This is a genomic window from Spirochaetota bacterium (assembly GCA_034190085.1).
GTDB lineage: Bacteria > Spirochaetota > UBA4802 > UBA4802 > JAFGDQ01 > JAXHTS01.
On record JAXHTS010000068.1, the window covers coordinates 1 to 15559 of the forward strand.

Annotated in this window: 11 protein-coding genes; 8 read left to right on the plus strand and 3 right to left on the minus strand. The window is 35.6% G+C overall.

Features of this window, described 5'->3' with window-relative positions:
- Positions 1-270 precede the first annotated feature (270 nt).
- The 3 genes from SVZ03_13285 (at position 271) to SVZ03_13295 (ending at position 3678) form a co-directional block, all read left to right on the plus strand.
- On the plus strand, positions 271-909 hold the full coding sequence (locus tag SVZ03_13285) for a 3'-5' exonuclease (protein MDY6935181.1): 639 nt from the start codon (positions 271-273) through the stop codon (positions 907-909).
- Positions 910-1098: 189 nt separating this feature from the next.
- On the plus strand, positions 1099-2184 hold the full coding sequence (gene ychF, locus SVZ03_13290; protein MDY6935182.1) for a redox-regulated ATPase YchF: 1086 nt from the start codon (positions 1099-1101) through the stop codon (positions 2182-2184).
- 366 nt (positions 2185-2550) lie between these two features.
- On the plus strand, positions 2551-3678 hold the full coding sequence (locus tag SVZ03_13295) for a hypothetical protein (GenBank protein MDY6935183.1): 1128 nt from the start codon (positions 2551-2553) through the stop codon (positions 3676-3678).
- 99 nt (positions 3679-3777) lie between these two features.
- Here SVZ03_13295 and SVZ03_13300 read toward each other — a convergent pair whose 3' ends face one another.
- Positions 3778-4590: a DUF362 domain-containing protein gene (locus SVZ03_13300; protein ID MDY6935184.1), complete on the minus strand. Its 813-nt coding sequence runs from the start codon at positions 4588-4590 to the stop codon at positions 3778-3780.
- Between the two features lie 530 nt (positions 4591-5120).
- Here SVZ03_13300 and SVZ03_13305 point away from each other — a divergent pair.
- Entirely contained in the window at positions 5121-6629 is a 1509-nt protein-coding gene (locus tag SVZ03_13305) for an N-acetylmuramoyl-L-alanine amidase (protein MDY6935185.1), read from the plus strand.
- Between the two features lie 78 nt (positions 6630-6707).
- On the opposite strand, the gene SVZ03_13310 is transcribed toward SVZ03_13305, so the two are convergent.
- Positions 6708-7547 (minus strand): hypothetical protein, encoded by an 840-nt coding sequence (locus tag SVZ03_13310; protein ID MDY6935186.1) that lies wholly within the window; start codon positions 7545-7547, stop codon positions 6708-6710.
- A gap of 28 nt (positions 7548-7575) precedes the next feature.
- The gene (locus SVZ03_13315) at positions 7576-9477 is read right to left on the minus strand and encodes a tetratricopeptide repeat protein (protein ID MDY6935187.1); all 1902 of its coding nucleotides are present in this window, start codon (positions 9475-9477) and stop codon (positions 7576-7578) included.
- Positions 9478-10002: 525 nt separating this feature from the next.
- Between SVZ03_13315 and SVZ03_13320 the strand changes: the two genes are divergently transcribed.
- The 4 genes from SVZ03_13320 (at position 10003) to SVZ03_13335 (ending at position 15517) form a co-directional block, all read left to right on the plus strand.
- Positions 10003-10698 carry a zinc metallopeptidase gene (locus tag SVZ03_13320; GenBank protein MDY6935188.1) on the plus strand — a complete coding sequence of 232 codons (696 nt, stop codon included), beginning with the start codon at positions 10003-10005 and terminating at the stop codon, positions 10696-10698.
- Positions 10699-10844: 146 nt separating this feature from the next.
- Positions 10845-11324, plus strand: coding sequence for a D-glycero-beta-D-manno-heptose 1-phosphate adenylyltransferase (rfaE2, locus tag SVZ03_13325; GenBank protein ID MDY6935189.1), 480 nt, complete (start codon positions 10845-10847; stop codon positions 11322-11324).
- Between the two features lie 7 nt (positions 11325-11331).
- A complete protein-coding gene (locus SVZ03_13330) occupies positions 11332-13305 on the plus strand; it encodes an ATP-dependent DNA helicase (GenBank protein MDY6935190.1) in 1974 nt (657 codons plus the stop codon).
- Complete coding sequence (locus SVZ03_13335) at positions 13289-15517, plus strand: UvrD-helicase domain-containing protein (protein MDY6935191.1); 2229 nt, start codon at positions 13289-13291, stop codon at positions 15515-15517. The genes SVZ03_13330 and SVZ03_13335 overlap by 17 nt, the downstream gene beginning before the upstream one ends.
- The last annotated feature ends 42 nt before the right edge of the window (positions 15518-15559 follow it).

Consider the following 15559-nt stretch of genomic DNA (forward strand, 5'->3'; position numbering starts at 1 on the left):
TACTGAATCAATCTTAAATTGTTTGTCAAATTTTCTTCTTGATTTCATTGACTCCTCCGTTAAGCTTATTATCGTTTCTTTTGCTTAACTTCATGTCCTCTTTTTCGGGCAAGGCCATAATTCCCATCTTAATCTTGAACAAAAGGGATAATCATATTGCTATCTCCTTTATTAGTTATAGAATTCCCCAAGCTTGTTTCGGTGTTGGCTTTAATCGTTCGTGTAAATGAAAAATAGGATAAGCGATATATAGATTCATGCGAAATAAGATTGACACCTCAAGGGATATTTACACATTATAAAGAACCAAATACAACAGGTTTAGGTGAAATGATGTTTTTTGAGTTGAAGGATAGAAATCCGGTTGAATATGCTAAGGATATTATCAAACGAGATCCCATTATTCTTGATACAGAGACAACTGGTTTAAAGAGCGATGACGAAATTGTTGAAATAGCTGCAGTTGACATTGATGGAGATGTCCAAATAAATACCCTTATTAAACCAGTTGATGTGATTCCAGCTAGGGCTATTTTAATTCATGGTATAAATAATAGGATTGTGAATAACGCTCCAACATTCGATATTGTATGGAAGAATAAATTGAAAAGCCTGTTGAGCAATAGACCGATATGCCTATATAATTATGATTTTGATATAAGATTAATCCGACAATCCTTATCAAAATATGGAATTGAATTAGGGAAGATAGGGGAAGTAATATGTGTCATGAGGTTGTATGCTAAGTATAAGGGAACATGGGATGACCACTATGGGCATTTCAAATGGTATAAACTTAGAGATGCGGCTAGACAAAGCAGATTATCTTTACCTAAAGCCATTCATCGAGCATTAGCGGATGCTGAATTAACTCGAAAATTGCTAATGCATATTGCATCACAAGAATGATTCATGAAATATCATTAGAGAACCTACCAAGTATCTATTATTATTTTTTTTTAATGGATTTGTTATTTAAGTAGATGAGGACTACAATATGAGTTATTCATCGGGTCATTTCAAAGCATAAACTTTTGCCTAGTCATAACTGTAAGCTTAAGATGTTAGGATTTCTTAATTTGTTTATAGGGAGAGAGGATGGGTCTAAACTGTGGAATAATAGGCCTGCCGAATGCAGGTAAAACGACTATATTTAATGCCTTATCTGGAGGCAATGCACAGATTGCAAATTATCCCTTTTGTACAATAGAGCCGAATAGGGGAGTAGTCCCCGTGCCAGATGAGAGATTAACGAGGATTGGGGAATTGCTTAATAAGGAGAATTCTATCCCAAATAGAATCGAATTCGTGGATGTGGCAGGTTTAGTCAAGGGGGCGTCAAAGGGAGAGGGCTTAGGAAATAGGTTCCTGGGCCACGTTAGGGATGTAGATGCAATTATTCATGTCATCAGATGCTTTAAGAGTCAGGATGTTGTTCATGTAGGTGGACAGATCGATCCCATTAGGGATGTTGAACTTATCAATACTGAGCTTATCCTTTCCGATATTGAAATTTTGGAAAGAGCTAAAGAGAAGCTCCTTAAGACTGCTAGATCCGGAGACAAGAGGTCAAAGGCTGATGTCGAGACTCTGCAGGGATTTTTAGATCATCTCGATAATGGCAAACTGCTAAATACCCTACATATAAATAGTGATGAGATTGATTTGATCAATAATTACGGATTGATCACTTCAAAGCCTATCCTGTATCTGGCTAATGTGGATGAGGTTAGTACAGAGGATGATGAATTAAAAAAGGTGCGGGAATATGCGGAGAGGAATGGATCGGAATCCCTTTCAATAATGGGAAAACTTGAGGAAGAGATATCTCAACTGCCTGAATGTGAGAAAGAGGACTATCTCAAAGCTCTTGGATTAGAAGAGTCAGGCCTTGATAGGTTGATCAAGTCATCCTTAAGATTACTTCGTCTAATTACATTTTATACAGCAGAGACGGACCTTCAGGCATGGACAATTTTGGATGGAACGGATGCCATAAGGGCGGCGGGCAAAATCCATACCGACTTTATAAAGGGTTTTATCCGAGCTGAGGTTTTCAGCTTTAATGATCTCGTTAATGCCGGCACGTTGCAGAGAATAAAGGATATGGGTCTACTTCGTTCAGAAGGGAGGGATTATCCTGTGAAGGATGGTGATATAATCCGTTTTTTATTTAACCTTTAGAATATTTACTTTTTCATATAATCGAGTGTTTTTCCATTTAACACTCGATGGCTGCAATACTACTCTCATTGCGCTACACTCAGAATCATGCGCTATATATCATAAATAAATCCTATAAAGGTAATCTGGCCTTTTAGCTTAGTTAAAGGACGTGAAAAACTTTCTTGAAGATTATCACAATTTCCTATAGGATTCATTATTATATTCCAATCATTTGTCAATATTCATCATGGAAGAGCTTAATGCCAGGTACCATTTTCATCGCTTTATAGAAAATTTATAGGCTGGGCTTCTTGCTCAAATGAGAATATGACAGCTATTAGACGAGGTTTTATAGAAGTAGAACAATAGTAAAGGTGTTTATCTATGATTAATGAAGTGAAGACAATAACTGATAGAAAGATATTTGAAAAAATGCTTAATAGGTTTTATATTGATAATACGGTTTTTATTAAACTGGAAAATCGTAACATTGAAGTTAAGCTGATTAGTTGTTTAGGAGGATTGGTAGTAATCAAGCTTCCCATTGTAACAGATGTGCCGGATAACTCTTTCATCTTTACAAGGTGTGGTGATAATATCATATACTCTTATTTAAGGTTATGCGAGAGGAGATCAAGGGATATATTTGTGTTTAATCCTGTGATGTTTCAAATAGTGATCGCTGCTAGAAAAGAAGTGAGGAGTATGATGAATATCAGTGGGGAGAAAAAGTGGTTGATATTTGCCACTAACATCGTATCTGATTTTGTTTTAAAGAGATCCCTTATCCTTGAGAGCAAAAAGATAGACCGCATAAGAGAGATAATAGAGTATAATAAGGGCAAAGAGTATAAATATATGAAGATTCATTTTTGTAGTGAAGGGAAAAATAATGATGCTAGGATGAACTATTTTTATAATGAGAGGACTCCGATCTTCATTTCAGATTTGAATAATGAACAGATGATTTCACAGCATAACTTTTATATGAGAAATATATATGCTAAGGACAGTTGCTTAATGGGTAGAAGGGAGCTTATATCAGAGGTATCAGTTCCTATCCTCTATAATGCGAATATTCCTTATGGATACATCCAAGTGAATGACACAGCGCCATTTAATAGATCGAGTCTTCATTCAGTAAAGAGAATAGTGAATTTAATCGAAGAGTTAAGTGTGGAATTCAACATATTTCATGTATCTGAGGAGAGATTACTCGTATCTGATGTGTCGAAAGGGGGATTAGGGATAGTTTTTCGAGATAAGAAACTAATTCCCCAATATAAGGAAGATAGCTATGTCTCTTTAGATATGTTGTTGCCTAAGAGTAAAAAGGCTTCTATTTTGGCTGGCGTCAGACATATCGATATGCTGGCTAATAAGATCATTAAGATAGGTTTTGAGATCAAATCAATGGACGACATAAGCACAAGTAATTATGCTAAATTTTTAAGCCTTATTGATAAGAGCGCAACTCCTTCTTTAGAAAGGAGAGGGGAGAGGAGTGTCTGACCAACTATATAGTTGATGAAAAGTATTCTATATATTTTGATTTTTTATGCCGTGGTAATCAGGTTCCAGACAGGGAGGGAAAACCTCCACTTTGGACTATTATATTTCTATTAGCTCATAGTTGGTGTTTCCTAAATCATAGGCTTGCGCCAAGCTAATGTATTCAATATCAACAGGATCTTTATTTAACAATTTCTTTTCTCCCAGTTCCTTTAATAATTTAAATCCATATGAATCAAGGGCTACGGGATCTTTTCCCGCAAACATAATACCTAATTTTGCTATGTAACCCCCATGTCTGATCTCATTGGCATTTAAGAGCACCTCTATGCCGTCTACTATAAAGAGATCAGTTCTTACAGTGTAATTGATATTCGCAATGCATCTGTTGATAAGCCTGTGCTTTATATGATATTTTAATCTATGAAAATTAGATAAATAGCCGAATTGATTTTTCAAGGCACATGTAATGCCTATATTCTTTAATTTATGCGCTTTCAATATTGGTAGAGAAATAATATAATCACAGGTTAAGGGTATTGTTGATATCTTTAATTTTAATTGTCCATCTGAGTTGGTGTTAAAAACCTTTTTGGGATATTTATGAAGATTCAGCAGTTTAACATTATGCTTAGCGCAAATATCCTTTATGATATGATATTTTATTACACTTTGTGGCCTCGCATCTAAAGCTGGGCCGTCTCCTACAACCAATTCTCTATCAGATTTTGTTAAAAGGGATAAAACAGCATCCAGCGTTTCAATGTGTGTTGTGGTAGGATATTCCTCTCTGGAAACAATATTTGGCTTTACTAAAATTCGTTTCTTCCACCTTATCTCCTCTTCAAATATATGTAGTATTTCCTCTACAAAGGATTTTCTTTCTATTGTTTTTCTATAATATATTTTCATGATCTACATTATCGTAGTATATAAGGATAGTTGGTAATGACATGGATAAAAAAGGTAATTATTGAAAGAGTCAACAATAATTTAATTGTTAAAAACTGAAGCCCTAGGATATGTTGAAAGTATCTATAGACCTGGAGCTCTTGTCCCATTTCATTGAAGCGATACACTCTCAGTTATTATTAATACATTACATTTCGGGAGCAGGGATAGAAAATCGATAGAATTTTTTTCTATCCTCCTATTTATTAAACATTACACTCATATATTCATAAAGACGACATTTATTACATTCTGCTTCAATACAAATCGATTTCTTTAATCGCAAAGTGAAGGATTGTATGGAATACTGCTTTACGAATTTTCTTAATAATGATCTATATGTTGACAATTCATCAATATCAATAAACATATATTACTGACCAGGAAGCTAAGAAGAATTTGTGCTCATCCATCCTATCTTAAATATTTGATAATAGAGGAAGAGGTCAAATAATTAAACAATACTGCTTAGAATGTCAATGGAGTAATTGATGTGGGATAAAAGAAAAACAATCAGTGACATAAAAAAAATAAACAGAGGAATATATGCAACAGAGGGCACAGAGCAACTTCGCTATTATTCAATGAAATCGTGCATAAGTGTCTATTGGAAATCAACACAAAGAATCCGCAGAAAGAGTGGCAGATGGTTTATTATACTCTTGATAACTGGGACTGTTGTTATGAGTTGCAATTACTTTCGATATAAATATGAGTATACTGGCAATATCGATCTAACGAAATACCCTCAATTGCATGGAAAAAAAATTTTTTTAGATCCTGGGCACGGAGGGAAGGGGGAAACCGATCCTTTTAGAATAGGACCGGATGGCATTAGGGAGGAGGAGACAAATTTAAAGACAGCGTTGATATTAGAGAATATGCTGAAGAGGGCTGGGGCTGTTATCTCAATGAGTCGAAAAAGCGATAAGGATATTCCACTCAGAGAGAGGGTTGATATGGTAAAGGCTATAGGGCCTGATTTACTCATAAGTCTTCATCATAACGGTACTGTGAGGAGAATGGATGAGGTCAATTATCCATCAGTGTTAATATGGGGGAACAAGGAGGTTCGTCCTCTCAGTTATAGCTTCGCCAAATTGCTAATTGATGAGTTTCATAAAATCATGGATGAGAGAGGGAAGATAATTTCAGACTTTACGATATATACTGAGACTGGCACCATGATCCTGAGGGAAACTAGAAATGTCTGCCCTGGTGTAATTGGCGAACCCGGATTCTTCTCAGATGAAAAGCACTCAATGAGATTGAATGATATTCAATTTAATCAGCTTGAGGCGGAGGCCTACTTTTTTGCGATAGCAGAATTTTTTAATAGAGGTATCCCAAAAGCTGAGGTATATATCTCATGCCCCATAGAGGATAGGGATTACCTAAGGAATCTGATTGATGATAAAAAGCCTGTAATCGCAATAAAATTAGACAGCGGTATTGAAGGAGTGGGTATTGATTTTAAATCGTTAAAAGTAACCTATGATGGTATTACTGTAAAATGTAAGCGCCTTTCGGATGACCTTTATAGGGTTGACTATGGAAAAGAAATATATCCCGGGGGGCATAGTATTAGATTTTCATTTCTCAATATGAGGAGTCAGAGCAGCATGATTTACAGGGCTGGATTTATCCGAGGAGTAAGGAAAGGCGATTACGATATGCTGGTCACAAGCGGAACCAAATCAGTTAAGCGGTGGAGGTCAGCAAAAGAGGGGTTGAGGATGCTTCTCTCTGCTCTTTCATTAGGTGTTACGGATCCTGATGCGGACAGGATAATATGGAACATCGCTAGGGGCTTTAAGATGATCGGTGACAAAACAACCGCTGATTACTATTATGCAAAGCTATACCACTTCTATCCTCAGAGCAGATATTCAAAAAGATTAAGTATACGAGTAAAGGGATATCGATTTCCGGTTGAATATCTTGGGAAAATAATTAGAATAAAACATGATCCTTCGCTATCTGGTTCATGTGGCAAATGAAGTGCTGGTCACCATATCTCTATGATGCAATATTGAAATTGTTTAGTATTAAAACTCGAGGTGAATGATATAGAAACCCTATCTCATATAAATTATTTCAGCATCCCTCGGTATATCTATTATCATCATCGTATCTATATCAACTGGAATGTTGAATTTTAGGTCTTTAAATCTCAGCGTTACCCTACACCCCGATCCCAGATGGACAAACCCTATTCTTTTATAGAAGTGAGTGTTCTTCACGTTAATTCGGTCATAGAGATAAAACTCGATCTTTTCATTTGTTTTTCTGTCTACCCTGAGTATTTTATCTGGAACTTCGTTCTTAAAGGATATTGTCTCATAGTATTGTTCATTTTCTATTATTAAGAAATTGGTGTCCTCTTCACCCACATTTGTATTTTTTGTTAATATTACCCTTTTTATTGAATAGTTTTCGATGAGCGGTATCGCCCCCATGGCTAGCTGTGAGAGTAGTATTAAATCTATATTTGTATCAATCTTAAGATAATCTCTAAGATCGATTTTTTGTATATTGTCTATGTACAATTTTTTATCCAATGGGTAGTATATCCTTAGTATATCCTCCTCCTGTAAGATATTAGTTAAGGTGCTCTGAAAAATTGCGTCTAATAGGGTGATCATCATCCTTTTGGGATTTTTACTATATAGAATTCTTCCTGTGGATTTAAATTTTTTATCATTGATTGTGCCATTAATAATAAAATTGGCAGAAAGGGTGTCTGGTGAGTGATTATTTATCTCTGCGATTTTGTTAATGAAGAATCGAGCCTTTTCATCATTTGGGGTTTTATTATAATCACGATTATTTTCTATATTCCTTGAGCAGGTTGATATCACTGAAAAAAATGTAAAAATGAAGATTCCTAGCGATGATGTAATTAGTCTTCTTTGCATATATTGAATAGGCTGCTATTTGTCTATCCTATTGCCTATATCCTTTAATTTTTTCTTTAATCTTTGGATTATTTTCAATATCAAAAGATTTGTTCCAGTATTCAAAGGCCTTTTTCATGTCCCCAATCTTTTGATATGTATCCCCAATATGATCATAGACAACAGGATCAGGCGTTCCATTATTTATTAACTGTTGCTCCGCTTCTAATAGCTTCTCAAGTGCCAGCTGATAATCCCCCTTTCTATAATAGGCCCATCCAAGCGAGTCAAGATAGGCTCCATTCAGGGGTTCAATCTTTAGTGCTGTTTGAATAAGATCAATGGATTCATCTAAGTTTTTATTCTGATCAGCGTAGAGGTAACCAAGGTAATTGCATGCTCTTGCATTTTGTGGATTGTATTTTATTGCTGTTTTAAGAGAGTCAATTGATTCATCAAGCCTATGCAGTTTTTCAAGAACAGTCGCTAGGTAGAAATGATACATGTCATTCTCAGACTGTAATTCAATTGCCTTTTTAAAGAGTAACTCAGCCTGATTATAATTATTATTTCTGGAATATGCTAATCCCTTATAGAAATAGGTCTTTGAATTTTTTGGTTCAAGGTTTATGGCTACATCAAAATATCTGACAGATTCCTTGAAATTGTTCGTTAAATTGTATAGATAACCAATATGAATCATCATTTCAACGCTTTGTCTTAATTCATTTGCCCTTTTATAATAGATTATTGCAAGATTTAGTTTATCGATTTCTTCATATGTTTTGCCAATATAATAGTATATCTCAGGGATTTTGTCATTTATGGACAATATTTTTAGGAGAACATTTCTTGCTGAATATAATAATTTGACTTTATACATCAGTATCGCAGCAGTGAAGTATTCGCTTATGGCATTTTTTTGGTCTTTATTTCGCAGGCTGATTCTTGCCAATGCGATATGTGGGGAAATGATCAAGGGAGATTTATTAATTATGCTCTTCAGATATTCCTTGGCTTCTATATCTTTATGTAATTTCTCTAGGTAGAGGGATTTTGCGATAAATCCATGAATGGTCTTCATTGACATCCCTTTTCTGAGATACTCGATTGATTTGGGATTGTTTTCTAAATAATATATCCTACCCAATAGTGAGTTTAATCTAAGATTGTCTTTATCCATTTTGAGATAATAATATGCATATTTTTTCGCCTCTTCAAGAGAATAGGTATCCATCATAATATTTGCTAAGATGTAGGCAGTGGGATAATTATCAGGATTTATTTCCAAAACTAGCTTAAAGTGTTTAATCGCGTTTTTTTCGTCACCTCGATCGTGATATATGCATCCGATATAATAATTTGAATATTCCAGGAAATAGTCATCAACAGGCATATTAAGTTCTAATATTTTTTGAAAAAAGGCAAGTGCCTTATCATGATTTTGTATTCGTTCATAGTAGAGGATTGCAAGGGAGTAGTAGGTTTTTACATAATTCGGCTTTAACTCAATTAGTTTTTCATAGATAGAGGCAGCCTCTTGATAATCCTTAAGGCTTAAATAAATGCCATGTAAGAGTATATAGGGTTCTGTGTAATACATATCTGACTCAATTGACATCTTTGAATACTTTATAGCTGATTTATAATCGAATGTATAGTAATAACATTTAGCTAGATGATAATAGATCCTCTCCAAAGCAACTCCATGATTGGAAGCATCAATATAATATTTTATGGCTTTATTGTAATCCTTCATCGATTCGTAGAATAGACCTTTGCTATATAAAGCCCAATCGCTGTTAATTTCCCTATTATTGACCTTGTAGGTATCGCTCAACCTCTTTCCTGGTTTGTCAAAGGAGCTGCATTGACAAAAGATCGATACAAGCAGGTATAATAGAATAAACTGTAAATGCATATTTCGGTTGGGTGTTTTAGTAAACTGCATATAATTGTATCCTAAAGATTAGCGCCTGTGTTGCAGATGTGATGAAATCGAAGACGCATTGGTGTACTATATATGTAATTTTTCTAGGGATTATCCTTGTTAAAAGGGATATGCCTATTTAACTGTCATTTGTTCCAGAATAATTGAGATTGAAGTTATTGTCAAATGTAATTAACAATCTTTATATACTTCGTTAATGATGAATATACTAGTGTTAATAATCTTTTTCTAAAGCTAAACGGATAGAATCATATCAATAATCTACTTAAGTATTGGCATTGCATTATTAATAGCAAATATTATTATGTAACACTTTGTAAGGTTTTATCCCTAAATCATTGATTGAATAAATATGAATAGTGCTTGAAGAATTTTCATTAGTAATTTATATTGTAATTCAACTTATCATTAGTTATAAAGTTAATTATAAGATATCGATATATCCCTTTAATCAAAAGTCAGATAAGTAAACGCATAAAATATGCATAACATAAATTGTAAGAATTATTATCAGGAGGTATGAAGATGTTATTTGGAATTGATCCATTATACTGGATGATGATGCTGCCAGTATTAGTTTTATCTGTATTTGCTTCCATTAGGGTAAAAACTACCTTTAAAAAATATTCAAGAATCCCAACTCATACTGGATTAAGAGGTGTTGATATTGCAGAGAAAATTCTCAAAACAAACGGTCTATCTCATATCCCTGTTGTAGAAACCGGGGGGTTTTTATCGGATCACTATGATCCAATCCGAAAGGTTGTGAGATTGTCTTCCGATGTTTATCAGATTAATTCTCTGGCAGCAATTGGAGTAGCTGCCCACGAAACAGGACATGCTATTCAGCATGCAAAGTCCTATGCTCCACTAATGCTAAGGAATGCAATGGCTCCAACAGCCTCCATTGGATCTAACTTAGCCTGGATTATTATATTGGTTGGGTTTATAATCGGTACACTTGGATTAGTAAAGTTGGGCATATTATTATTCACCATTACCGTAATATTCCAGTTGATTACTCTGCCAGTTGAGTTCAATGCCACTTCAAGAGCTAAGGCGATATTGCTATCACAGGGATTTATAGGCTCAAATGAGATGGTCGGTGTAGAAAAGGTACTCTCAGCAGCAGCAATGACCTATGTCGCTGCAGCCGCGTCGTCTATTGTGACACTTTTATACTTTATCATAAGGACTGGCCTTTTGGGTGCGGAAGATTAGAGTCGAATTATTTGTATAAAGGGATTGACTGCTCTTTATATAGTGACATAATATTATTCCATGTGATAGCTATACAATTTTAACAATGTTAAATTTTTTATTGAGGCTATTCCTTATATTGAGAATGACATGATCAAGATGAGAGGATGAGAGTAAGGCATTTCAGGGAGAAGATCGTGGTCATCGAGGAGATCGATTCTGTCTGTAGAGAGATCAGAGAGAGTAATCTTACAATTGTCTCTTCCAATGGATGTTTCGATATATTACACCTTGGCCATATAGAGTATCTTCAATCCGCTTCAGGGTTTGGCGATATATTAATCATTGGCATCAATAGTGACGATTCTGTCAGAAGGCTTAAGGGGGTGGGAAGACCCATAAATAGTGAGAGGAATAGGGCTTCAGTTATTGCCTCACTCGGTTTTGTGGATTATTGTGTAATTTTCAGAGATGATAGTCCCACTAAATTATTGGGAAGAATAAGACCTGATATTCACGTTAAGGGTGGAGATTATCTCAAGCACAACCTACCAGAAAAAAAAGTGGTTGAAGAGAATGGCGGAATTGTCAAGATATTGCCTCAGGTAAAAGGTTTTTCTACTACAGATATAATAAAAAAATCATAACACAATAATGCATGAGATATTTGGAGAGGATGGGCATTTAAGAGGCCTATATAGTAATTTTGAGTTCAGGCAAGAACAGCTTGAAATGTCGGAGTTTATTCTTGAGACCCTCACCTCAGGCGAGAATGGATTGGTAGAAGCAGGTACAGGCGTAGGCAAGACACTGGCATATCTTGTACCAGCACTAGTGTATTCCCTTGAAAACAATAAAATCCTAGCAATAAGCACTGAAACAAAGACTCTTCAGAAGCAGTTAATAGATAAGGATGTACCGCTTGTTCAATTGATTATAAACAGATACCTTGAGAGAGATTTCTCCTATTCTCTCTGTCTTGGTAGTCAGAACTATCCTTGCAGGAAAAGATATGAACTCCTTCTATCAAATGGAAGGTTTCCCAAGGAGGAGATCAATGCCGTACAAGAGGTAAAAGGACGTTTTAGTGATAGTGAGATCTTTACACGTTTTGATATAGATTTGTCAAACATTCTATGGAATGAAATTTCGAGGGAGACTGAGGTATGCAATCCCTACAACTGCCCATTCTCTTCAATGTGTGTCTTCCAAAGGGCTAAAAGGAAATGGTCAAAAACAAATCTACTAATAATGAATCACTACCTTTTTTTCTCAAATATAGCCTTAGGAAAGTGTTATCTTCCAAATATTGATATAGTTATATTTGACGAGGCTCAGTCAATCGAGGAAATAGCATCCGATCAACTTGGCTTTAAGGTTAGTTACAACCAGATTGTTGATACTGTTAACCGATTATACAGGGAGAATAGGAAGAATAGCATTCTCTTAAGGATATCAGATGAGAGTAAGAGGAAAAAAGCCATTAAGTCGATGAGAGTGATAATATCAGAGTTGAGTTCATTTTTTGAGAATTTAAGAGAATTATTTAACACTAGTAATACTGTACGTATTAGAGAGGGACTCCCCTTTGGCGATACCCTTGCTAAAGCCTTAAGGGAGTTTATGCTTCTTATTACCGGGATAGAGGACGATCTAGAGGATGATTCATCGAGAATGGAGTTTGATATTATCAGAGGTCGGTTGTTCGTCTTTCAACAGAACCTGGAATCCCTTTTATATCAACTGAACTCCAATTTCGTTTATTGGATTGAAAGAAGAGGGGATGAGATGCTTGGGGATATACATATAAAGGGGGAGCCAGTTAGCGTTGCTGAGATTATCTATGATGAGGTTAATTCCTTTTATGATAGTAGTCTATTTGTTTCAGCCACCCTTGCTAATAGGGATGATTTTTCCTTTATTGCTGACAGGTTGGGGATTTATGAGTATAGGTCCCTCCTCTTAAGTTCCCCCTTTGATTATAAAAGACAGGTTGTATTATATTTAGGTGAGGAAACAGCGCCCCCTAATGATCCGTCATTCATTGATCAGGCGTCCATAATCTCCGCTGAAATAATAAATCATCTGGAGGGCAATTGTCTGATTCTATTCACCTCATATAGGATGCTTGGAGAGGTAAGGGAGAGACTTACTGAATTGGTAGATTTCCCTATTTATGCTCAAGGGGATTTCCCAGCCACAGAGGCGATAGTGCAATATATTGAAGATGATGGATCGATATTGATGGGAACTCATTCATTCTGGCAGGGAATAGATCTCCCTGGAGATCTATTAAGGGGTGTAATCCTTATGAGGTTGCCCTTTAACGTTCCGGACAGGCCAATGATTCAGGCAAGAATTGAGAAGATTGAGGAACAAGGTTTGAATTCTTTCTACAACTATCAGGTGCCTAACGCAATAATAAGATTCAAGCAGGGTTTTGGAAGGTTGATAAGGAGTAGAAATGATAAGGGTCTTATTGCGGTTCTCGATTCTAGAATTCTTACAAAGAGTTATGGTAACCTCTTCCTTTCCTCTTTGCCTGAATGTAACATAGTACAGACCATGAAAGATTTAAAATCATCGTTACAGGGAATTGGGGTTGTAATCAATGGAATTGCTAAATAAATTGAATGAGAATCAGAAAAAGTCTGTTTTACATACAGATGGTCCGCTCCTAATCCTTGCAGGGGCTGGTTCAGGAAAAACCCGGGTTATTACTTATAGAATTGCCTATCTGATACATGAGAAGAAGATTTCTCCATATAATATAATGGCAGTAACCTTTACCAATAAAGCTGCTGAGGAGATGAGGAAGAGGATTGTTGAGATAATCGGGATGGTCGGAGAGAGCGTGTTTATTAAGACATTCCATTCCTCTGCTGCATATATACTTAGAAGATATGGCGAACTGAATGGAATTCCTCGTTCGTTTTCCATTTATGATTCCAGAGATCAGGAAGTGCTGATCAAGGAAATCTTGCTTGAGATGAGACTTGATCCGAAAAAGATAAAACCATCTATGATTGCTTCAAAGATATCAGAAATAAAGGATAAGGCTCACTCCTTTGATGAGTCTCACCTTGTATCATCAATTCCAAATCATTCCCTATTCAACTTTCAGGAGGTATTTAAAAGATACCAGGAAAGACTTCAATATAATGGTGCGCTTGATTTTAATGATCTTCTTATAAAAACAGTTGAAATTTTACAGAATAATCAAGATGTACTGAGGGAATTGCAATCTCGATGGAAATACTACATGATTGATGAATATCAGGATACAAATCATGCCCAGTATCTAATTTGTAAGACTCTTTCATCTTCAAGTCGAAATATATGCGTTGTCGGTGATGATGATCAATCAATCTATTCATGGAGGGGGGCTGATATCGAGAATATTCTGAACTTTGAGAGAGATTATATCGATACTAAAGTAATAGTGTTGGAAGAGAACTATCGATCAACATCGCCTATATTGGAGGCCGCATCTCTAGTTATTCAGAATAATCAGAATAGAAAAGAAAAAACCCTTAGGGCCTGGAAGGGTGATGGAGAACCAGTTACATGGTGTCAGGCAAATAATGAGTATGGTGAAGCGGAATATGTAATCAATAATATAATATCTCTAAAAGGAATGGAGGGTTGGAAAAACAGTGATTTCGCAATATTTTATAGAACTAATGCTCAATCTAGGGTATTTGAAGAGTATTTGAGACGAGAAAATATTTCCTATAAGATAGTGGGAGGATTAAAATTTTACGATAGAAAGGAGATAAAGGATATCCTATCATATCTTAAGATCATCTCAAATCCCAATGATTCAATTTCCCTTCTTCGAATTATAAACACTCCATCAAGGGGGATCGGTAGTGTCACAATTGCTGGATTGAGGGATATTGCCAAATCCGATGGAATTTCTGAATGGGATGTAATCAAAAGGGGGTATATAAGCAAGGGACGAACTCATAAAGGGATAGATGAATTTTGTCAACTAGTCCAAAAGGGAATTCAATTTGTGAAGGAGATCCCTGAAAATTTAAGGCTTTCTGAATTTATTGATATGATTATTGATGAGTCGGGATACAGAAGGAGTCTGCAGGAGGATGATTCTATTGATGGGAGGGTTAGGTTAGAGAATGTCGATGAATTTATGAATAGTGTTAATGATTATGAGATGAGGAATGGTAATGCAAGTCTTGATGAGTTTCTGCAGGACATATCTCTACTTACCTCTGAAGAGAATCCCTTGGATGAATCCCAGGTAGAATCAGATTATGTCACCCTTATGACAGTTCACAACGCCAAGGGATTGGAGTTCTCAGTTGTTTTCCTCACAGGAATGGAGGAGGATATATTCCCTCATATAAATTCAATCAATTCCAGCAATAATTATGAGGGTATAGAGGAAGAGAGAAGACTCTGTTATGTGGGGATAACTAGAGCAATGAATAGGATATTTCTTACAAATGCACAGATAAGAAGGAGATTTAATGGAACGGTTTGTAACAATCCTTCAAGATTTATTTTTGAAATACCTGAAAGATTGATAAACAAAACTGAACACTACGATAGCAGTCATGTCTCACCAGGTTTTACAGGCAGATGGCATCATCATAAATCTGAATATGGGAATGATTTCAGCTTGCCTGACGAACTGGATTCCAGGCAGGGTTGTAGCTTTAACATTCGTGATATGGTTATGCATCCAAAGTATGGTGTAGGTCGAATAACCGAGATAAAGGGTAAGGGCGATAATGTGAAATTTACAATAAAGTTTGGAAGTGGTGATAGAAGGGTATTCCTTGAAAAATATACTCCACTTGAGAAGATAGTTTAATCATTAATATTTACTTAAACTTATTTATTACAATAGGAGGAT

Coding starts and splice junctions, on each gene's coding strand:
- SVZ03_13335 (MDY6935191.1), top strand. CDS start 13,289: ATGGAATTGCTAAATAAATTGAATGAGAATCAGAAAAAGTCTGTTTTA.
- SVZ03_13310 (MDY6935186.1), bottom strand. CDS start 7,547: ATGCAAAGAAGACTAATTACATCATCGCTAGGAATCTTCATTTTTACA.
- rfaE2 (MDY6935189.1), top strand. CDS start 10,845: ATGAGAGTAAGGCATTTCAGGGAGAAGATCGTGGTCATCGAGGAGATC.
- SVZ03_13295 (MDY6935183.1), top strand. CDS start 2,551: ATGATTAATGAAGTGAAGACAATAACTGATAGAAAGATATTTGAAAAA.
- SVZ03_13315 (MDY6935187.1), bottom strand. CDS start 9,477: ATGCAGTTTACTAAAACACCCAACCGAAATATGCATTTACAGTTTATT.
- SVZ03_13305 (MDY6935185.1), top strand. CDS start 5,121: ATGTGGGATAAAAGAAAAACAATCAGTGACATAAAAAAAATAAACAGA.
- SVZ03_13330 (MDY6935190.1), top strand. CDS start 11,332: ATGCATGAGATATTTGGAGAGGATGGGCATTTAAGAGGCCTATATAGT.
- SVZ03_13300 (MDY6935184.1), bottom strand. CDS start 4,590: ATGAAAATATATTATAGAAAAACAATAGAAAGAAAATCCTTTGTAGAG.
- ychF (MDY6935182.1), top strand. CDS start 1,099: ATGGGTCTAAACTGTGGAATAATAGGCCTGCCGAATGCAGGTAAAACG.
- SVZ03_13320 (MDY6935188.1), top strand. CDS start 10,003: ATGTTATTTGGAATTGATCCATTATACTGGATGATGATGCTGCCAGTA.